Annotated in this window: 25 protein-coding genes; 23 read left to right on the top strand and 2 right to left on the bottom strand. The window is 26.9% G+C overall.

Annotation, left to right across the window (positions count from 1 at the left end; genetic code table 11):
- Positions 1-124 precede the first annotated feature (124 nt).
- The 11 genes from SFBMNL_RS05225 to SFBMNL_RS05175 all read left to right on the top strand — a co-directional run bounded on the left by SFBMNL_RS05225 (position 125) and on the right by SFBMNL_RS05175 (position 8,809).
- Positions 125-427 carry a PTS sugar transporter subunit IIB gene (locus tag SFBMNL_RS05225; RefSeq protein ID WP_005805837.1) on the top strand — a complete coding sequence of 101 codons (303 nt, stop codon included), beginning with the start codon at positions 125-127 and terminating at the stop codon, positions 425-427.
- Positions 428-473: 46 nt separating this feature from the next.
- A complete protein-coding gene (locus tag SFBMNL_RS05220; protein ID WP_005805839.1) occupies positions 474-1,868 on the top strand; it encodes a PTS sugar transporter subunit IIC in 1,395 nt (464 codons plus the stop codon).
- Between the two features lie 57 nt (positions 1,869-1,925).
- Positions 1,926-2,099, top strand: coding sequence for an LPXTG cell wall anchor domain-containing protein (locus SFBMNL_RS05215; RefSeq protein ID WP_005805841.1), 174 nt, complete (start codon positions 1,926-1,928; stop codon positions 2,097-2,099).
- Positions 2,096-3,472 (top strand): glycoside hydrolase family 1 protein, encoded by a 1,377-nt coding sequence (locus tag SFBMNL_RS05210; RefSeq protein WP_005805843.1) that lies wholly within the window; start codon positions 2,096-2,098, stop codon positions 3,470-3,472. The genes SFBMNL_RS05215 and SFBMNL_RS05210 overlap by 4 nt, the downstream gene beginning before the upstream one ends.
- A gap of 5 nt (positions 3,473-3,477) precedes the next feature.
- Positions 3,478-3,924: a DUF3284 domain-containing protein gene (locus SFBMNL_RS05205; RefSeq protein WP_014017981.1), complete on the top strand. Its 447-nt coding sequence runs from the start codon at positions 3,478-3,480 to the stop codon at positions 3,922-3,924.
- Between the two features lie 65 nt (positions 3,925-3,989).
- On the top strand, positions 3,990-4,850 hold the full coding sequence (locus SFBMNL_RS05200; RefSeq protein ID WP_042294740.1) for an EamA family transporter: 861 nt from the start codon (positions 3,990-3,992) through the stop codon (positions 4,848-4,850).
- A gap of 107 nt (positions 4,851-4,957) precedes the next feature.
- Complete coding sequence (gene ahpC, locus SFBMNL_RS05195) at positions 4,958-5,521, top strand: alkyl hydroperoxide reductase subunit C (RefSeq protein WP_005805855.1); 564 nt, start codon at positions 4,958-4,960, stop codon at positions 5,519-5,521.
- Between the two features lie 109 nt (positions 5,522-5,630).
- Complete coding sequence (locus tag SFBMNL_RS05190; RefSeq protein ID WP_042294739.1) at positions 5,631-6,548, top strand: ABC transporter substrate-binding protein; 918 nt, start codon at positions 5,631-5,633, stop codon at positions 6,546-6,548.
- Positions 6,541-7,530, top strand: coding sequence for a FecCD family ABC transporter permease (locus tag SFBMNL_RS05185; protein WP_042294738.1), 990 nt, complete (start codon positions 6,541-6,543; stop codon positions 7,528-7,530). The genes SFBMNL_RS05190 and SFBMNL_RS05185 overlap by 8 nt, the downstream gene beginning before the upstream one ends.
- A 6-nt stretch (positions 7,531-7,536) precedes the next feature.
- A complete protein-coding gene (locus tag SFBMNL_RS05180) occupies positions 7,537-8,313 on the top strand; it encodes an ABC transporter ATP-binding protein (RefSeq protein WP_042294737.1) in 777 nt (258 codons plus the stop codon).
- 19 nt (positions 8,314-8,332) lie between these two features.
- The gene (locus tag SFBMNL_RS05175) at positions 8,333-8,809 is read left to right on the top strand and encodes a HugZ family pyridoxamine 5'-phosphate oxidase (protein ID WP_005805865.1); all 477 of its coding nucleotides are present in this window, start codon (positions 8,333-8,335) and stop codon (positions 8,807-8,809) included.
- 37 nt (positions 8,810-8,846) lie between these two features.
- Here the strand turns inward: SFBMNL_RS05175 and SFBMNL_RS08375 are convergent, their stop codons facing one another.
- Both SFBMNL_RS08375 and SFBMNL_RS05170 read right to left on the bottom strand, forming a co-directional pair.
- Positions 8,847-9,023 carry a hypothetical protein gene (locus tag SFBMNL_RS08375; RefSeq protein WP_007439848.1) on the bottom strand — a complete coding sequence of 59 codons (177 nt, stop codon included), beginning with the start codon at positions 9,021-9,023 and terminating at the stop codon, positions 8,847-8,849.
- A gap of 73 nt (positions 9,024-9,096) precedes the next feature.
- Positions 9,097-10,803 carry an Rqc2 family fibronectin-binding protein gene (locus SFBMNL_RS05170; protein WP_042294736.1) on the bottom strand — a complete coding sequence of 569 codons (1,707 nt, stop codon included), beginning with the start codon at positions 10,801-10,803 and terminating at the stop codon, positions 9,097-9,099.
- Between the two features lie 115 nt (positions 10,804-10,918).
- On the opposite strand from SFBMNL_RS05170, the gene SFBMNL_RS05165 reads away from it, so the two are divergent.
- The 12 genes from SFBMNL_RS05165 (at position 10,919) to SFBMNL_RS05110 (ending at position 18,993) form a co-directional block, all read left to right on the top strand.
- On the top strand, positions 10,919-12,322 hold the full coding sequence (locus SFBMNL_RS05165) for a GspE/PulE family protein (RefSeq protein WP_005805871.1): 1,404 nt from the start codon (positions 10,919-10,921) through the stop codon (positions 12,320-12,322).
- Positions 12,319-13,509 (top strand): type II secretion system F family protein, encoded by a 1,191-nt coding sequence (locus SFBMNL_RS05160; RefSeq protein ID WP_005805873.1) that lies wholly within the window; start codon positions 12,319-12,321, stop codon positions 13,507-13,509. Before SFBMNL_RS05165 ends, SFBMNL_RS05160 begins: the two co-directional genes overlap by 4 nt.
- 1 nt (position 13,510) lies before the next feature.
- Positions 13,511-13,945, top strand: a complete 435-nt coding sequence (locus SFBMNL_RS05155) for a hypothetical protein (RefSeq protein WP_007439850.1) — start codon at positions 13,511-13,513, stop codon at positions 13,943-13,945.
- On the top strand, positions 13,938-14,333 hold the full coding sequence (locus tag SFBMNL_RS05150; RefSeq protein ID WP_005805877.1) for a hypothetical protein: 396 nt from the start codon (positions 13,938-13,940) through the stop codon (positions 14,331-14,333). Before SFBMNL_RS05155 ends, SFBMNL_RS05150 begins: the two co-directional genes overlap by 8 nt.
- A 46-nt stretch (positions 14,334-14,379) precedes the next feature.
- On the top strand, positions 14,380-14,820 hold the full coding sequence (locus SFBMNL_RS05145; protein WP_005805878.1) for a hypothetical protein: 441 nt from the start codon (positions 14,380-14,382) through the stop codon (positions 14,818-14,820).
- Positions 14,821-14,861: 41 nt separating this feature from the next.
- A complete protein-coding gene (locus tag SFBMNL_RS05140; RefSeq protein WP_042294735.1) occupies positions 14,862-15,266 on the top strand; it encodes a hypothetical protein in 405 nt (134 codons plus the stop codon).
- Between the two features lie 15 nt (positions 15,267-15,281).
- Positions 15,282-16,061, top strand: coding sequence for a hypothetical protein (locus SFBMNL_RS05135; protein ID WP_042294734.1), 780 nt, complete (start codon positions 15,282-15,284; stop codon positions 16,059-16,061).
- Between the two features lie 61 nt (positions 16,062-16,122).
- On the top strand, positions 16,123-16,428 hold the full coding sequence (locus SFBMNL_RS05130; protein WP_007439852.1) for a hypothetical protein: 306 nt from the start codon (positions 16,123-16,125) through the stop codon (positions 16,426-16,428).
- A gap of 7 nt (positions 16,429-16,435) precedes the next feature.
- Positions 16,436-16,831: a hypothetical protein gene (locus SFBMNL_RS05125; RefSeq protein ID WP_005805887.1), complete on the top strand. Its 396-nt coding sequence runs from the start codon at positions 16,436-16,438 to the stop codon at positions 16,829-16,831.
- A gap of 79 nt (positions 16,832-16,910) precedes the next feature.
- Positions 16,911-17,468: an elongation factor P gene (efp, locus tag SFBMNL_RS05120; protein ID WP_042294733.1), complete on the top strand. Its 558-nt coding sequence runs from the start codon at positions 16,911-16,913 to the stop codon at positions 17,466-17,468.
- A 140-nt stretch (positions 17,469-17,608) separates the two neighbouring features.
- Positions 17,609-18,469, top strand: a complete 861-nt coding sequence (spoIIIAA, locus tag SFBMNL_RS05115) for a stage III sporulation protein AA (protein ID WP_242821366.1) — start codon at positions 17,609-17,611, stop codon at positions 18,467-18,469.
- A gap of 11 nt (positions 18,470-18,480) precedes the next feature.
- Positions 18,481-18,993, top strand: coding sequence for a stage III sporulation protein AB (locus SFBMNL_RS05110; protein ID WP_005805892.1), 513 nt, complete (start codon positions 18,481-18,483; stop codon positions 18,991-18,993).
- The last annotated feature ends 9 nt before the right edge of the window (positions 18,994-19,002 follow it).

The raw sequence follows: 19,002 nt of genomic DNA, 5'->3' as shown, positions 1-19,002 counted from the left end.
AATTAATGTTAAACGTTTCCAAAATTTAAGATAAAATTCAACTAAACGATTGCTTAAATATTTTAAACGTGATATCGTTTTGATATATTATTTATTTTTTTCAAAATCATTAGGAGGTTTTATTATGGTTAAAGTTCTACTTGTATGTTCTGCAGGTATGTCAACAAGCTTGATGGTTACAAAAATGAAGGATTCAGCAAAAGCAAAAGGAATAGAAGCTGAAATTTGGGCTGTTTCTGAGTCTGAGGCAATAGATAATTTGCCAAATGCTGATGTTTTACTTCTTGGACCACAAGTTAGATTTTTAGAGTCCAAAATGAAAGGTCTTGCAGGAGATAAACCTGTTGCTGTTATAGATATGCAAGCTTATGGTACTATGAATGGAGAAAAGGTCTTAGAACAAGCTTTAAATTTACTTGGTAACTAAGGGCATAGGAGTATTTGATTATATCATTATCTAGGGAGAGATATAAATGAACGCATTTTTAAAATGGATGGAAAAGTACTTCATGCCTGTTGCTTCTAAAATCGGAAGTCAGAAGCATTTAGTTGCTATTCGTGATGGATTTGTTGCAATAATGCCAATTACAATGGTTGGAAGTATTGCTGTACTTCTTAATGTTTTCTTAAGAGATCTTCCAAATACTTGGTTTGGTGTTGGAAATAAATTTGTAGAGTCAATGACTCAAATTATTAATATTAATGGTAATGTTTATTTTGGTTCAATTGTAATTTTGGGAATTGTGTTTACATTTGCGTTTGGTTATAATCTAGCTAGAGCTTATAACGTAAACCCAATTGCAGGAGGTATTGTATCTTTTGCTGCAGTTGTTACTTGTATGAATCAAAGTGCTATTTTTGATTTTATATTACCAAATGTAGATTCGTCTGCATTTGAGACCCTTAAAAACTTGGGACTCAATGTGGCTCTAAATAATGATAATAATGTTGTACTTCAAGGCGTTAGTTCTTGGGGGTATATGAGTCAGGGGTATACTAGTGCCTCTGGACTTTTTACTTGTCTAATTGTAGGATTCTTATCATCAATGATTTATATAAAATTGATGGTAAAAAAAGTTACAATTAAGCTTCCAGAATCAGTGCCACCAGCGGTAAGTAATGCATTTGCTGCTATTATACCGGGAGTTATTGCGATATATACGTTTGGAATAGTAACACAGATCTGTATCTCATTAACAGGACTATATCCAAATGATTTAATAATAAAATGGGTACAAGAGCCACTTTTATCTTTGTCACAAGGTTTCTTTAGTGTTATAATAGTATTGTTCCTAGTGCAACTATTGTGGTTCTTCGGATTGCACGGATCAAATGTTATGGCTCCAATAATTGAAGGAGTTTATACACCAGCACTTCTTAAAAACTTGGAGTATTTCACACAGAATGGAACAACACAAGGAATGCCTTATTTGTGGACTAGAGGATCAATCGATGCTTTTGCGCAGATGGGTGGATCAGGTATAACACTAGGATTAATAATTGCCATCTTTATTTTCTCAAAACGTGATGATGCTAAGGCGGTTGCGAAACTTTCAGCGCCGATGGGAGTATTTAATATAAATGAACCTGTAATATTTGGTATGCCGATAGTTTTAAACCCAGTTTACTTGATACCTTGGTTAATTGTTCCTCCGATTTGTGGAATGGTTGCATATTTCTTTACAGCTATTGGAGTCATTCCGCCTGTATATATTCAAGTACCTTGGGTAATGCCTGTTGGGCTTTACGCATTTTTCTCTACAGGTGGTAGCATTTTAGCGGCAGGAGTCGCATTACTGAACGTTGTCATATCTACTTGTATATGGACTCCTTTTATTCTGTTGGCAAACAGAGTTAAAGATAAATAAAATTAATGAGTAGGGTTATCTCCCTACTCTTAATTTTTAGGAATAGGGTAGTTAATTATGAAAGATGAAAAATCAGCTTGGATTTTGTTTTTAATATCAATTGGATTATTGTGTATTATGTTGTCACCCAGAACTCCTAATCCTATGATAATGATTGTAGGAGGATTGGTGATTATTTTATTGGGGATTATTTTGCTTAAAAAAAATAAATCTGGAGGTAAAAAGGGATGATTAAGTTTCCAAATAATTTTTATTATGGTAGTGCTACTAGTGCAACTCAGAGCGAAGGATCTCATGACGATGGTTTAAAGGGACAAGATATATGGGATATTTGGTATGAGGAAGAGCCATATAAATTTTTTGGTGGTGTTGGACCAAAAGATACATCAACTTTTTATAAAAATTATAAATCTGATATAAAATTACTAAAGCAGACAGGCCATAATTCCTTTAGAACATCTATAAGTTGGTCAAGATTGTTTCCAAATGGATATGGTAAATTAAATCAAGATGCCGTAAAATTTTATCGCAATGTATTTGAGGAACTGAAAAATGAAGGAATAGAACCTTTTGTATGCTTGTTTCATTTTGATATGCCATATGAACTCCAAAAAATTGGAGGATGGGAAAATAGAAAAGTTGTAGATTATTACAGAGATTATGCAAAGAAATGTTTCGAACTTTATGGAGATATAGTTAAACATTGGTTTACATTTAATGAACCAATTGTACATGTTGAATGTGGGTATTTACTTTGTTATCATTATCCATGCAAGGTTGATCCAAAAGCTGCGGTTCAAGTTGCGTATCATACAGCACTTGCAAGTGCATCTGCAATAAAGGAGTATCACACACTAAATCAAGGTGGGAAAATTGGAATAGTACTTAATCTTACCCCAGCATATCCAAGAAGTGATAACCCAAAAGATGTTGATGCTTCAAGAATTGCTGAGCTATTTGCAAATAAGAGTTTTTTAGATCCAGCAGTTAAAGGGGAGTATAGCAAAGAGTTATTTAATATAATCAAAAAACACGATTTGATGCCAACATATACAGAAGAAGATCTAAAAACTATAAAAGAAAACACGGTAGACTTTTTAGGAGTTAATTATTATCATCCGGTTAGAGTTTGTGCAAAAGCAAATATGCCAAACCCAGATGCTCCTTTCTTTCCACAGTATTATTTTGATGATTATATAATGCCAGGAAGAAAAATTAATCCACATAGGGGTTGGGAAATTTATCCTAAAGGATTGTATGATATTGCTATAAATATAAAAGATAATTATGGGAATATTGAATGGATGGTAACTGAAAATGGAATGGGAGTTGAAGGTGAGGAACGTTTCAAAAAAGATGGACGCATTGAGGATGATTATAGAATAGATTTTTATAAAGAACATTTAAGTTGGTTACACAAAGGAATTAGTGAAGGAAGTAATTGTATTGGGTATCAGGTTTGGACATTTATAGATTGTTGGAGTTGGATAAACGCATACAAAAATAGATATGGATTAATAGAACTCAATATTGATACTCAAGAAAGAATAATTAAAAAGTCTGGTTATTGGTTTAAAGAATTACATGATAATAATGGGTTTTAATAGGAATGATTGAAGTAAAAGAGAGACTTAATGTAAGTGCGAAGGATTTTTTTAGTAAGATAGAAGAATCTGTAATATATGATATTGAGAAATCAACTGGGAAGAAACTAGTTCCAAGGGATATATACAATGGATTTAAATATACAAAGAATCTTAAAAATAAACTCGGTAGAAGGGGAGAGGTTGACGTTATTATAACGCATTTTGTTTCTCCGAAGTTATATGGTGCAAATTTTAAATCTGCAATGGGAATTAATACTATATATTATAATATCGAGGAAGTTGATGATGAGAACATTGATGTTATATATAAAGAAGAGTTTATAGGTAAAACAAACAGTATGGATTTAAACTTTAAGATTATGAATTTTTTCTACAAGAAAAGATCAAAGAAAAGAGCAATAAGACTTATAAAGTCCATCGAAACATATATAAAATCTAATAAAGAGTAATGAACAGTTTGTTTATTACTCTTTTTGTTTATTGTTTATAAAAAATATTTTTAGGAGGATTTAAAATGTGGATCATTATGTCTTTAATGTCTGCATTTTTTGCAGGAATAACATCAATACTTGCAAAGTGTGGTATAAGGAAAATAGGATCAAATGTTGCTATGGCAATAAGAACGATTATAATTTTGATTTTCTCGTTGCTGATAGTCTTTATAAGTGGATCTTTTAATTTGATTCATAACATTACACCAAAATCATTAATATTTCTTTTATTATCTGGAGTTGTAACAGGAGTTTCTTGGCTATTTTACTTCAAGGCTGTTTCTATTGGCGACTTAAACAAAGTTGCCGCAATAGATAAGTCAAGCGTAGTACTTAGCATATTGTTTGCTATAGTTTTATTCAAAGAAACAGATAAACTATTAATTAAATTAATCGGCATTGTTCTTATTTTAATTGGAACAATCTTTATGCTTGAAAGGAAACAAAGATATAAAGATATAAAGAATAATATTTACATTGTTTATGCAATACTTTCAGCAATTTTTGCAGCATTAACTTCAATCCTTGGTAAAATTGGAATTGATAACATTGATTCAAATCTAGCTACTTTAATAAGAACGTTTGTTATACTTATAATTTCTTGGATAATTATTATTGTAACAAAAGAATATAAAAGTATTTTTAAGATTGATAGACGGGAATTAATTTTTATTTCACTTTCAGGTATTTCTACTGGAGCTTCATGGTTATGCTACTATTATGCAATAAAAAATGGAATTGTAAGTTTAGTTATTCCAATAGATAAATTGAGTATAGTTGTTGTTGTAGCATTTTCATATATATTTTTTAATGAGAAATTAAGTAAAATATCATTTATAGGTTTAATATTTATTGTATTTGGGACAATCATAATGACATTTTAATTAATGTTAATTAAATAACTAATTGATATTAATTATTATTATTTACAATTAGTTTTTTATTTGTTATAATGTGACTATCAAATAAAATATAAAAAGGAGTTACTATTATGTCATTAATAAACAAAGAAATTTCTGATTTTAGCGTACAATCACTTTGCAATGGTGAATTTAAAACAGTAACTAAGAATGATGTTTTAGGAAAATGGAGTGTATTTTTCTTTTATCCAGCAGATTTTACATTTGTATGTCCTACAGAGTTAGAAGACTTGTCAGATCTTTACGAAGAATTTAAGAATAATAACTGCGAAGTTTATTCAGTTTCTACAGATACACACTTTGTTCATAAGGCTTGGCATGATGCATCTGATAGCATTAAAAAGATCAAATATGTTATGCTTGCTGACCCAACTCATGTACTTTCAAAAGACTTTGAAGTATACATAGATGAAAATGGATTAGCTGAGCGTGGATCTTTCATCGTTAACCCAGAAGGTAAGATAGTATGTTATGAAGTTAACGCGGGTAACGTTGGAAGAAATGCATCAGAATTACTTCGTAAGTTACAAGCTAGCCAATTTGTAGCTCAATATGGAGATCAAGTTTGCCCAGCTAAATGGAAACCTGGAAGTGAAACTTTAAAACCAGGAATTGACTTAGTTGGAAAACTTTAATATAAGAATTGAAAGGAGCAATAGTTGATATTGCTCCTAAAATTAACGATAAAATAAATGATTTTGATTATCAGTATTAATAATATTAGTAAATATTGGAGTATGTTTTATGAGTTTTAAAAAAGTATCGAGTATTATTTTAACTGTTTTTTTACTTGTTGGATGTAGTTCCACTGAACAAACATATAAAGATAATGTTACAACTAGTAGTAATGTTGGAGTTAATGAGGAACAGAATGAAATTAAAATATCTGTAGCTAGTGTTTCAATTTCTCATGTTTTATCTGAAATGAATCAAAAAATAGTTGGTAGACCGACAACTAAATTAGAATTACCAAATGAATATGTTGATATTCCTGAGATAGGAAGTTCTTTTTCTCCAGATTTTGAAAAGGTACTCTCTGTTGGAACAGAACTTTTGATTGGTGATTATTTGTTTAAAGATAAAATTGAAGATTCAGCAAAACAATATGGAATTGATACGTTTTATATTGATACTTCTACTTATGACAAATTTTTACATGATATAGAAGAATTGGGGAAAAAGATAAACAAGGAAGAACAGGCAAATAAGTTAGTACAAAAGTTTAGAGAGCCGATAAATAATTTAAGTGGAGTAAGTAAAGATTTGAAGGTTGCTATAATATTCGGTACTTCTGAGAGTAATATGCTTGCAACTGAAGATTCTTATGTGGGAAGTTTGGTCAAGGCTTTAGGATTAAAAAATATAGCGAATGAGATAATGGAAAGTAATTCAGACATACAGGCAGTGAATAATTATGTTAACTTAAATTTGGAACAATTACTTGTAAATCAGCCAGATGTAATACTGACTTTTGGACATGGAAATATAGAAGAAGCCAATAAGTCGCTTGAAAAATTATTTGAAGAGAATCCAGCATGGAGAAATTTAGATGCTATAAAGAATAATAAGATTTATAATTTAGACTCTAACTTATTTGGAACATCAGCAAATATTTACATTGATCAAGCATTGACTAAACTTGGAGAAATATTTAATGGTTAATAGAAAAAAATCTATAACGATTATAATAATTTCATATATAGTGTTATTAATTTTGACATTTGTATTGTGTGCTTTTGGTAGTGTAAAGTTCGGATTAAAAGAGATTTTATTATCGCTTTTTGGAAATGGAAATGACTTATTAAATGTGATAATTTATGAGATTAGATTGCCAAGGAATCTCATTGCTGTTTTAGTTGGTGCTAGTTTATCTGTATCGGGTATGCTTTTACAGTCTGTTATGAAAAACCCATTAGCAGATCCAGGTATAACTGGAGTGTCTTCAGGAGCTAGTGTTGTAGCGATTATAATACTTTTAGCGTTGCCATCATTTTCTTATGGATTACCTATAGCATCTTTTTTAGGTGGACTTATAGCATGTGCATTAGTGTTTTTATTAGCATGGAAAGATGGCGGAATTTCTCCAAGTAGAATAATACTATCTGGTGTTGCTATTAATTCTGTATTTGGAAGTGTGATATCAATATTTACGATTTTTTATAGTGATAGGATACAAAGTACTTTGCTTTGGTTGAATGGGAGTTTGTCACAGAAAACATGGGCTGATTTTAAAGTTTTAAGTGTTTATGTTATTATTGGATTGTTGCTAGCTTTATTTTGTATAAGGCCAGCTAATATATTGGCTCTTGGAGAGAAAACAATTTTGAATTTAGGTTTTAATATTACACATTTGAGATTGTTTGTATCAATAGTTGGGGTATTTTTGGCAGCGGTATGTACATCAATTGTTGGTATTATAGGATTTGTTGGACTTGTAATACCACATATTTGTAGAATGATAGTTGGATATGATTATAAATATTCTTTACCGCTGGCTATCTCTTTTGGAGGGATAATTGTACTTTTAGCTGATACATTATCTAGAGTGATAGGTGGAAGTGTAGAATTACCTGTTGGTATAATAATGTCATTGTTAGGAGCACCGTTTTTCCTATATTTGTTAAGAAAAAAGAAAGGAGAGTAGGAATCTTTGTTAAGTGTAAAAGATTTAAAAGTTGGATATGAGGATAAGGTTATAATAGAAAAATTATCTATTGAGATACAAAGAGGAGAAATTGTAACAATTTTAGGACCTAATGGTTCAGGTAAATCTACTCTTCTTAATTGTTTAACTCGATATCTTAAACCTTTATCTGGAGATATTTATTTTGAAGATAAAAATATTTATTCTAAATCTTTAAAAGATTTTTCAAAACAAGTGGCTATTTTATCGCAACATAATGAGTTGATAGGAGATATAACAGTAGAACAATTAGTTTACTATGGTAGATCTCCACATAAGAGATGGTATGAGAAGAAAAGTAATATAGATTGTGAAATAGTAGAGCAAGCTATGAAATACACAAAAGTTTTTAAATATAGGAATACGAATATTAATAGTTTATCTGGTGGGGAAAGACAGAGGGTTTGGATATCTATGGCTCTTGCGCAAACTCCGAATTTACTGCTATTAGATGAACCGACAACATATTTGGATATATCACATCAATTGGAACTTATGGAACTTATTAAAGATATAAATAGTAGCAAAAGTATAACTATAGTTATGGTTTTACATGATTTGAATCAAGCTATTCAATATAGTGATAAGATTATATTAATGAAGGGTGGCAGAGTTTTTGATTATGGTAAACCTAAAGAAGTTATAAATTGCGAAAATTTAAGAGAGGTATATGATATAAATTGTCATATATGTGAGTACAAAAATAAATCAATAATAATACCAATTAGTAATTATAAATCTTAAAATATTGGAGGGAAATTAAATGAAAGAAATTTTAAATTCACAAAAAACTATAATGATTTCATCTATTAATGGTGATGGATTTCCACAAATAAGTTATTCGCCATATGTAATGGTAGATAATAAAATTTATATTTATATAAGTAGAATTGCAGATCATCATAGCAATATACAGAAAAATGGTAACGTAAGTTTAATGGTTATAAGTGATGAGTCTAAATCTCAAAACTTATTTGCAAGGGAAAGAGTAAGCTTCAAGGGTAATGCAAAGAAACTTGATGAAATTTCAGACTGTATTAAGGAAAAGTTTGAAGAAATACATGGAAAGAGAATGATGGAAGTATTATATGGAATGGATTTCGATTTTTTCGAAATAGATATCTTGAGTGGAAGATTAGTTAAAGGTTTTGGTAAGGCTTTTGATTTAACATATGAAAATAATACTTGGGTAGAGAAACAAGTAGTTGTAGATAAGAATGTTCCAGCACACAATAAATAATAAAAATCCTATGATAATTTTCATAGGATTTTTTGTTTTAATCGCAGTATTCACAAAGATGATCACAAGCACAATTTATAGATTCTATTGCTGATCTTATAACTTTCTTATTAGATTCTTTTTCACAGTTACATTCAGCTTTTTGCAAAGCACTTATTACATTTTGCATTGAACTTATACTTGAATCAACATGATCTTGAACATTTCTTCCCATAATATAACCACCTTTTATTTTAGAATACACTTATATTATTTAACCTTTAATTATGATTTATGTATCAAAATAATCAGGATTTTATTGTCAGATTGAGTTCATTTATGTCCTTAGGAGGAGTAACATAAGCCGTATTATATGATGTGTAAATAACCATTCCTGGTTTTGCATGTGGCATTTTTTTGACGTTTTTTACTTTAGTATAATCAATAGGAACATTTGAAGATGATGATGCCTTGCTATAAAATGCTGCTAACATTGACGCTATTTCTATTAATTTATCATTTGGATTATTATGTGCAAGGATAACATGGCTACCAGCGATATTTTTAACGTGAAACCAAATATAGTCTTTTTTTGAAAATTTGAAAGTTAATGACTCGTTTTGTATATTATTTTTTCCAACAAAAATTGAAATGCCATTTGATGTTATATAATGATGTGGTGATGATTTTATTATATTATCTTTGTTCTTTGTTTTTATAACTTTCAAGTATCCGCTTTGACCAAGTTCCATTCTTATATCATCAATATCATTGTTATTTTGTATATTGTCTAGATTGAGTAAAACAGAATTTAAATAATCAATTTCTTTTTCACATGCTAAAATATTATTTAGATTTATTTCTTCGGATTTTTTAAGTTTTTTGAATTTCTTATAATAATATTCTATATTTTGAGAAGCGTTAATTTTAGGATTTAATGGGATTTTGATTTCTTCTAATTCTTTACTAAAATAATTTTGAGCTATTATATGATCTTCTCCACCCTTTAGCATGTATATATTTGAGGAGATTAAATCACCATAGAGTTTAAATTTATCTTTATTTTCACTATCTTTAATTGCAGACTTAAAAATTGAGATTTTTTTAGAAGATTTTTGTATGACAGAGTTTATAATTTTTCGTATATTTGTGACTTTTCCATTCATATCATCAGATGAATTTTTATTTATAATAAAATCATCTATCAAACTGTTTAAGTCTTGTTTTATAGTTTTATCATCACTTATATTAATGTCAAAACTATAAAAATCTTTATAAGTATTATTAATTTTATATAGGGTGGGCTGAATCTTAATATTTTTGAATATTTCACTGAGAACTTCAAATTTTTTATCAAATGATTCATTGGAGATTAACTCAAATATAAACTTTGATAGTTGAGGAGAAACACCCTGAAATATTTTTGAATACATTAATGGATTGTTTTCTATGATGTTTGATATCTTTTTAAAGTTTTGTATTGTAAAATCCATTGGATTTAATTTCAAGTTGTCTTTTGGAGGGTACTTATAAATTGAATTTGGCATAAGAGTCCTATAAGAATTATTATTTAAAGAAAGATGTTTTATAGAATCTAATACTTTTTGGGTATCTTTTTCTATGAGTGAAACATTGCTATGTTTTCCCATAAGTTCAATTATTAATTCAAATTTATTTACATCCCCAAGTTCATTCCTATTTTCTATATCTAATTTTAAAATTCGATCATTTTCCACTTGAGAAATATTATTGATTGTTCCATTTAATATGTACTTTTTTAAAATTATTGAAAACATAAGGTTAGATTTAGGTGTTTCATATTTTTGATTAGTTAGGTTTATTGAATTATATTTAGAATTCGAACTTATTAATAAATTTTGATTTTCACCATTACACCTAATATTTAAAATAAAACTATATTTATCAAATTGATTAATCTTTCTAATCTTACCATTTATTATCTTAGGTCTTATTTCATCAATTAATGAATGTAAGAAAATTCCGTCTAATGGCATAAATATCACCTCATTCTAGATTATAACACAAACATATGAAAAATTTTATTCTTTCAGACAAGCTTGTATATTTTTAAAAATTAATGAAATAATCAAAATACATTTAATTGTCGAGGTGATTATTTTGGTTTTAGAAGATATTGAATTAGATTTATTAAATTATGTTAATTATGATTTTGCGACAAAATTTAATGTTCTTCCAATTAGGAGATACAATAATGGAGTTATAATAATTTGTTCGGAAATTATAGATAAAGTTATTAATGATTTAAAAATTATGTTTAATGATAACATTGTTCCGTACATTCACACTAAGGAGACTGTGGCAGAAAATATATGTCATTATTATGAAATTTTTAAATCACGACAAAACTTATCAGAGGACAACTTAGAGGATGTGTATGACGATACTCTTAGATTGGCAATAGACATGAAAGTAAGTGATATACATATTGAGCCAAATAAATCTGGAGCTAATATTCGTTTTAGACGTAATGGTGAGCTTGAATTATTTAAATGCGTTTCACCTCGGGTATATAAATTCATATCAACGAAGATAAAAGTTATGAGCAATTTAGATATAACGGAAAAGAGGATATCTCAAGATGGTAAAATTACATATAAATACAATGATTTTAAATATAATTTGAGGGTTGCAACACTTCTTACATCTAAAGGAGAGAAGATTTCTATTAGGATTCATAATAACAAGAATGAATATGAGGATATAAGTGATCTTGGATTTGGTGAAGAGCAAATTAAAATTATAGAAAGATATCTTTCGAAAAAGAATGGAATGATTATATTATCGGGTCCTACTGGTAGTGGTAAGTCAACGACCTTATATAAATTTATAGAAAGTATAAATAGTGAGAGGATAAGTATTTATACCATAGAAGACCCAGTTGAATATGAAATTGAGGGAATAAATCAAAGTTCTATTAATGAGAAAGCAGGTTTAACATTTAATGAAATATCAAGAAACATATTAAGGCATGATCCAGATGTATTGATGATTGGAGAAATTCGCGATGAAGAAACCGCGAAAGTTGCTGTGTCGTCTTCTGTAGTTGGACATAAAGTTTTTTCAACAATACATGCTAAGGATTCATTGTCTGTAATAACAAGATTAATTGATTTAGGAGTTAATGAATTTTTAGCTATAGATGCATTGGATTTAGTTATATCTCAAAGACTTGTAAAAAAGTTATGTAATTGTAAAAAGAAAAAAAGTATTGATGAGATGATTGTATTTAACAAGAAGTACGAAAAAGCAAAATATTATTCACCACATGGATGTGAAAAATGTAAATTTACAGGTTATAGTGGAAGAATTTTATTAAGTGAGATTTTGATAATAGATGATATAATAAAGGAAATGCTTTTGAAAAAGAAACCAATGGCATATATAAGGGAATATATCAATACGAAATATTTTGAATACTCTTTTAGCCAAAATGTTGAAACTCTTATTAATAGTGGAGAAGTTTATATAAAAGATTTGGAGATTTTGAGATGATGGATAATTATATTGTTTTGGTTAAGGAAGGGAGAGAATTTAAATTTAAAATTTATGGGGGTAATTTTAGGGATTTTTTGAATGAATGCAAGTCAAAAATTTATTTAAAGATTAAGATTCCGAAAATATTTGTTCTTAAGAAAAAATTAAAAACTATTTGGTACAAAAGATTTTGTGAAGATCTATACTTTTTAGTAAAAAGTGGTATATCGTTAACAGAATCGATTTTAATTTTTAGGAATAATTCAAACAATACAAAATTGAAATCTTATACTAAGTTTTATGATTCATTATATAATAAGTTATTAAATGGAAACTTATTATATGATGCTCTTAATAAGACAAATTATAAATTGGATAATATATTTCTATCTTTGATATCAGTTAGTGAAGAGACAGGTAAGTTAGCAGATGTGCTTAATAATTTAAGTAAATACTATGAAGATAAGATTAATATATCAAGTAAAATTAAATCCTCTATGTCATATCCTATTTTATTATCTACATTTTTAATAATTATGTTTAATCTATGTATTTTAGTTTTTATACCTAGTTATTTTAATTCATTTCAATCACAAATTTCCAATTTACCAAATATGAGCCGGATTTTTATAGATGTGTGTTTATTTATTAAAGATAATTATTTTTTATTTTGTATATTAGTGATATCTGGCGTAATTTTATTAATTACATTATTTAAGAGTAAAGTATATTTTACAAAGTTAATATTTAAGATTTCTATAATTAGGAAGATTCATTTTAAGAAGTGTCAATTAAAATTTATTCAAATGTTGTATTACATAATAGATAGTGGGATAGATTTAGCTACAGCACTAAAGATAATTAGTAATTTAGATAATGATGATTGTAGCAAATATGCAAGTTATATTTATGGGGAAATTAATCAAGGATTTGATTTTTGTGAGTCATTAACAAATAGTAAGATTTTTGATCCAGAAATTATCTCTATAATAAGTATTGGTGAAAAGAGTTCAAAATTAGTTTTAGCATTAAAAAATATTTGGACAACTTACTCTAAAAAGCATTATGAGAGTATGGAAAGATATACAAAATTAATAGAACCAATATTTATAGTTATTTGTGGCCTTATTGTTTTAATTTTTATTTCAATATTTATTATTCCTTTGATATCATATGAAAATTTTAACTCTTTGTGGGGTGGATGATATGAAAAAGAGAGGAATGATATTGATAGAAAATTTAACTTCGTTGATGATATTGATGGTTATAGTGGGTGGATTAGCACTTAACGTAGGTATGTTTAAGAAAATGTACAATAATTATATGCATACAAAATTTAAATTGGAATTTATAGATTTTGTTAATAGAGGTAAATATTCTGCAGTTAATGATTCTAGTGTTTATATTTTGAGATTTTATGAGAAAAGAATGTTATTAGCAAATAATCGTAATGAAGTTGTAGATAGATTTGATTTTCCAAAGCAGATAAGGATGGCAAGTTTCAATGGAATTTATAATTCGAGATTAATTATAGAAGATAACGGTGTAATAACTAGAGGAGCAACATTTTCATATTATTTTTGCGATAAGTTAAACAAAATAACAATTTCAACTATAACAGGAAAAGTTAATTATGCATAAGTATAAAAAGAGAGGATCTATTTTATTCAAAAATTTATTTTCAATATTATTAATAACGATGCTTTATATTTCAATTTCTAGGGTTATAAATATAAATGTTAAGGCTATGCGATCTATATTATTGACGAAAGATATTATAAACAAGATTGATATCATAAAATATGAATTGTTTTTTAATAACCAATATATTCATATTAAAGGAGATACTTACATAAATGCAAATAATATAAAACTTGATAAATATAAAGAACTTAATCAATATTTCGAAAATTACAAATGCGATAATTCTGAATACTTTCGTTTGTATTTTGATGAATATATGAATGATATTACTATAGAGTACATTAAAGACGACCAAATGATATTTAAGGATAAATTAGAAATTTAGTATTGGAGGTGTATTTAATATTATAAGGCATAAAAAGAGAGGGCATATGCTTTTAGAATCGATTATAAGTCTATCGATATTCGTTGTTATTGCTGTATCTATGAATAATTATATTATAAGTAGTGTTAAATATCTTATTTCCAATATTAATATATCTACGAATGTTTTAAAAATTAGAGAGTTAGAAGTATTTTTAAATAGTGAACTTAATGAATATGCATTTGATTTTAAAGTTAATAGTGATAAGAAGATATCCTATAAAAAAATTATTCCTATAAGTACTTCACAATGTGAAGTAAAAAAACGGGATATAACTTTTGGAAATGGAACGATAACTTTAAAATATGATGATAGAAATGTAACTAATTTACTTAAGAATGTAGATGATTTTAGAATTTATAAGAATGGAAATTTAGTTTTTATTAAGATCTTATTGGGGGATATAGAGTTAATAAAACCAATTTCACTTATGTCTTATAATATCTGATTGAATTGAAAAAAAGAGGGGTAGTTTATATACCATTTTTGATGGTATTAACATTAATTTTCAGTTTAATAATGAATTCAAATTATATGAGCAAAAATATTTCTACTTATTTGGATTATGAAAATATTTCTGAAGTAGGCATGATAGATCCAATTAATAATTTTATATCTAAACTTAAAATTTATAAGGATGATTATTATAGGGCTGTTGATGAATCTTTAATAGTTGAAGGGGTTACGTTTTTAGATTACATCAAGAATAATAATATTAAATTGTTTAAGGGAAATTTATATATATTGAGCTTTAGTTTAGGAAATATCATTAATCCAAATGGAGATAAAATTCTACTGTATTATAGTAATGAGGATAAAAAAGGATACTATTTTTATGCCAAAGAAAATGGGAGAGATATTAATTTAGATCTTGCTCGTATTTTTAGAATTTAGTATTTTGGAGGGATTATGAAGAATTTAATATATTATAATAAGGATAAATTTGATATATATTTTAAAAAAATAACAAATAAATATGAAAAATCTAATATCTCGGATGTTTATATTAAAGATATAAACAAATTTAATATAAAAAATTCTATTATTATATTCGAAGTTAGAGATTTTTTAATTAAGTCTTTGTTTATGCCTTTAGATAATTATATAGGTGATAGAATTCTGAATTCATTAAAATTTTATTTTAATAGTTTTAATGATGACGTATTATATGATTATTTTCTTTTGGATTCGGACATTAATAATGGGCAAGTACGCATATTATTGTATGCTATGAAGATAAAAAAGGATGTACAAGAAATTTTAAAATATATAGATAAGTCTTATTTGGTGGTTAGACCTTTACAATTTATAATAGTTGAATATATATCGAATAAGTTTAATACAAAAAATGGAATTTTAATAAATAAGATAGATAGTTCAAATTATAATATTATTATGTTTAGAAATTCGTTAATATTATTAAATGATTATATAAATGCAGATACTTTTGATAATTTGGATATTTATATAATCGATAGCATGCAATATGTTAAGAAAGAATTTAATGTTTCAATTAATAATGATATATATTTTTTGAATTGTGATCAAGAAAATATATCATGTAATTACAAATTTAAATGTATATTTTCAAATCATACTGTGGAGGAAATATTAAGGGAACATGACTATATCAGGAGTAAATTTTTTAAGTTTTGGAAAAAGAGAGAGAATTTTAAAAAGAACGCATAAAAAATATTTATCCTATATTTGTATAGTTTTAATATTAATAGGAGGAGTATCCGGAAATATTTTGATAAATAGAAAAACATATAGTAATTTATTGAATTCAAAACAATCTAAAATTATAAGTGATCTACAGGTTGAACATAAAAACAGTGTTGATATTATTTTATTATTACTTGATAGTATGAAATTGTTTATAGAAAATATAGAATATACTTTAGATAATATAAGTATTAATGTTAGAATTGCAGATAAAAAATATATATATAGCATAGTGGATAATTTAATACAAGCTAATTTATATATTAAGTCTTATGAATATATGTCAGAAAATGACGGTTTATACTTATATAAAATAGATATAGGGGTATAAAGAAAAGATGAATAAGGTAATTAGGAGATATAAATTTGTATTGGGAATTTTAATTTTTTTCCTATTTATTATGATATGTATAAATATGGTGACTAAAATTAAAGTAGATAAATTTAGATTAATACAAGACAATATTGTTTCATCTGAAATTGAATTTAAACAGGCTAAAGAAAATGAATTTTTAAAATTTAAGAATGATTTATTAAATAATAATGTTATATTAGATAATATTGAGTATTTAGATAGTGATATGGTTAGATTTGATATAAATCAAAATATGTATATTAACGATGCATATAATTTTTTAGAATTTTTGAGCAATATACCACATTTAAGAATAAATAGGATAAATATTATAAAAAATAAGTTGGATTACAACTTGAACATATCGGCTGAAATGTAATTGGATATATTGAATACATTAATTTAATTTGTTAGAATGAATGTGCGAAATAAATAGATGTGGAGGTTTAATTATCGTTATGTTAACGGCGGGAGATTTAAGAAAAGGGATTACTTTTGAATATGATGGTCAAGTGTACATAGTTATAGATTTTTTACATGTAAAACCAGGTAAGGGTGCTGCATTTGTTAGGACTAAATTAAGAAATGTAATAGCTGGAGGGGTTATTGAGAGAACATTTAATCCATCAGAAAAATTTCAAGAGGCTGTTATTGAGAGAAAAGAGATGGAGTATCTATACAATGATGAATCATTATATTATTTTATGGATTTGGAAACATATGAACAAATTCCACTTAATTATGAAAAAGTAGAGGATGCAATAAAATATTTAAAAGAAAATATGAATGCTGTTATAAAATTTTATAGAGGAGAAGCTTTTTCTGTTGAGGCACCTAATTTTGTTGAATTAGAGGTTATTGAAACAGATCCGGGATTTAAAGGTAATACAGCAACAAATACTTTAAAACCAGCTAAAATTGAGACAGGCACTGTAATCCAAGTTCCTTTATTTATAAATGAGGGTGATAAAATAAGAATAGATACTAGAACCGGAGAATATATGGAAAGGGCATAGTATAAATTTAAAAAGTTATTAGTGATATCACTAATAACTTTTTTATGTTTTTGTACTAAAAAAAGAATAAAAAAATATAATTTATTGGAAGGAGGTTAAGTATTATTAGTAATTTATATGAGTTAATAAATTTATTTTCTATAAATTTAAGGTACCAATTAGAAAAAAGTGGATCTCTAAATAATTTGCAAGAGATTAGGTTGAAGGTTAATAAGCCTGTTATATTAATTTTTTCAGATAAAGAAATCGTATTAACTGTAAGGACCTCTGCTGAAGATATTAGAGCTACCATAAATAAGATTAGTAAGTATTCTATTTTTGCTTTTGAGGAAGATGTAAAACAGGGGTTTATAACGATACAAGGTGGACATAGGGTTGGAATAACTGGTGAATGGATTTTTGAGAATGGACAAGTAAAATATTTAAAAAATATCTCATCATTAAATATTAGGATATGCAAAGAAGTTATGGGATTTGGAAGAAAATTTATTAATTATATATATAAGGGTGGTGAGATTTTGAACACTCTTATAATTTCTCCACCTAAATGTGGAAAAACAACTCTATTGAGAGATTTGTCTAAGATTATTTCAAATGGTGATAGTCCTCTTAATAGAGGATTTAAAGTATCTGTTATAGATGAAAGAAGTGAAATAGCAGCTAGTTTTAGAGGAATTCCTCAGTTAGATGTGGGAATCAGAACTGATGTATATGATAATTGCCTAAAAAGTAAAGGAATAATTCTTGCTATAAGATCTATGGCTCCTGAAGTTATAATTTGTGATGAAATTGGAACAAGAGAGGATTTTGAAAGTGTGCTGATCGCTTACAATTCGGGAGTATCTATAATTTCAACAATACATGGTAGCAGTGAAGAAGATTTTTATAATAAGTTACGTATGAGCAATTTAAATACTAGTATGGAGAAAATATTTAAATGTATTTTGATACTTAGTAATAAGAATGGAATTGGAACTTTAGAAAGAGTAAAAATAGTTTAGAGAGGATCACTATGAAATTTATAGCTTTATTAATTATTTTTGTGTGTATTTCTCTTATAGGAATAATATTAGGAAATGGTTACAAATTTAGGGTAAAAGAACTTCAAGAATTTGAAGCAGTATTTTATTCGTTAAAAAATAACATAACATTCATGCGAACTCCGATAGCTTATGCATTGAGAGAGTCCTGTCCCCAAAAATCTGAACTTAGTATAAATTTACATAAGATTGCAGATGAAATTGAAAATGGAGATTTTTATAATTTGGTTGATTGTGTTAGAAGAGTTTTTGAAAAGAATAAGCTTAAATTATATCTTAATCAATCTGATTTAGATATGATATATGATTTTTTTAATAACATTGAAAACAGTAATCTTAATTCATTTGAAAATGTATTTTGTATTTTTACAAAACGTATAGAAGATCAATTGATAGAAGCAATAGAATTTAGAAATAAAAATAAAAAAGTTTATAGTACTTTAGGAATCGGAGTAGGAGCTATGATTGTTATTTTTCTCATATAGGGAGAGTGT

Origin of the sequence: Candidatus Arthromitus sp. SFB-mouse-NL (genome assembly GCF_000709435.1) — a bacterium.
Taxonomy (GTDB): Bacteria; Bacillota; Clostridia; order Clostridiales; family Clostridiaceae; genus Dwaynesavagella.
The sequence above is the reverse complement of the archived record's forward strand: the minus strand, read 5'-3'. Positions and strand labels throughout refer to the sequence as shown.

Bases quoted from the DNA above. Each gene is read 5' to 3' on its own strand.
- SFBMNL_RS05225 (WP_005805837.1), top strand. From the start codon at position 125: ATGGTTAAAGTTCTACTTGTATGTTCTGCAGGTATGTCAACAAGCTTG.
- SFBMNL_RS05220 (WP_005805839.1), top strand. From the start codon at position 474: ATGAACGCATTTTTAAAATGGATGGAAAAGTACTTCATGCCTGTTGCT.
- SFBMNL_RS05215 (WP_005805841.1), top strand. From the start codon at position 1,926: ATGAAAGATGAAAAATCAGCTTGGATTTTGTTTTTAATATCAATTGGA.
- SFBMNL_RS05210 (WP_005805843.1), top strand. From the start codon at position 2,096: ATGATTAAGTTTCCAAATAATTTTTATTATGGTAGTGCTACTAGTGCA.
- SFBMNL_RS05205 (WP_014017981.1), top strand. From the start codon at position 3,478: ATGATTGAAGTAAAAGAGAGACTTAATGTAAGTGCGAAGGATTTTTTT.
- SFBMNL_RS05200 (WP_042294740.1), top strand. From the start codon at position 3,990: ATGTGGATCATTATGTCTTTAATGTCTGCATTTTTTGCAGGAATAACA.
- ahpC (WP_005805855.1), top strand. From the start codon at position 4,958: ATGTCATTAATAAACAAAGAAATTTCTGATTTTAGCGTACAATCACTT.
- SFBMNL_RS05190 (WP_042294739.1), top strand. From the start codon at position 5,631: ATGAGTTTTAAAAAAGTATCGAGTATTATTTTAACTGTTTTTTTACTT.
- SFBMNL_RS05185 (WP_042294738.1), top strand. From the start codon at position 6,541: ATGGTTAATAGAAAAAAATCTATAACGATTATAATAATTTCATATATA.
- SFBMNL_RS05175 (WP_005805865.1), top strand. From the start codon at position 8,333: ATGAAAGAAATTTTAAATTCACAAAAAACTATAATGATTTCATCTATT.
- SFBMNL_RS08375 (WP_007439848.1), bottom strand. From the start codon at position 9,023: ATGGGAAGAAATGTTCAAGATCATGTTGATTCAAGTATAAGTTCAATG.
- SFBMNL_RS05170 (WP_042294736.1), bottom strand. From the start codon at position 10,803: ATGCCATTAGACGGAATTTTCTTACATTCATTAATTGATGAAATAAGA.
- SFBMNL_RS05160 (WP_005805873.1), top strand. From the start codon at position 12,319: ATGATGGATAATTATATTGTTTTGGTTAAGGAAGGGAGAGAATTTAAA.
- SFBMNL_RS05155 (WP_007439850.1), top strand. From the start codon at position 13,511: ATGAAAAAGAGAGGAATGATATTGATAGAAAATTTAACTTCGTTGATG.
- SFBMNL_RS05150 (WP_005805877.1), top strand. From the start codon at position 13,938: ATGCATAAGTATAAAAAGAGAGGATCTATTTTATTCAAAAATTTATTT.
- SFBMNL_RS05145 (WP_005805878.1), top strand. From the start codon at position 14,380: ATGCTTTTAGAATCGATTATAAGTCTATCGATATTCGTTGTTATTGCT.
- SFBMNL_RS05140 (WP_042294735.1), top strand. From the start codon at position 14,862: ATGGTATTAACATTAATTTTCAGTTTAATAATGAATTCAAATTATATG.
- SFBMNL_RS05135 (WP_042294734.1), top strand. From the start codon at position 15,282: ATGAAGAATTTAATATATTATAATAAGGATAAATTTGATATATATTTT.
- SFBMNL_RS05125 (WP_005805887.1), top strand. From the start codon at position 16,436: ATGAATAAGGTAATTAGGAGATATAAATTTGTATTGGGAATTTTAATT.
- efp (WP_042294733.1), top strand. From the start codon at position 16,911: ATGTTAACGGCGGGAGATTTAAGAAAAGGGATTACTTTTGAATATGAT.
- SFBMNL_RS05110 (WP_005805892.1), top strand. From the start codon at position 18,481: ATGAAATTTATAGCTTTATTAATTATTTTTGTGTGTATTTCTCTTATA.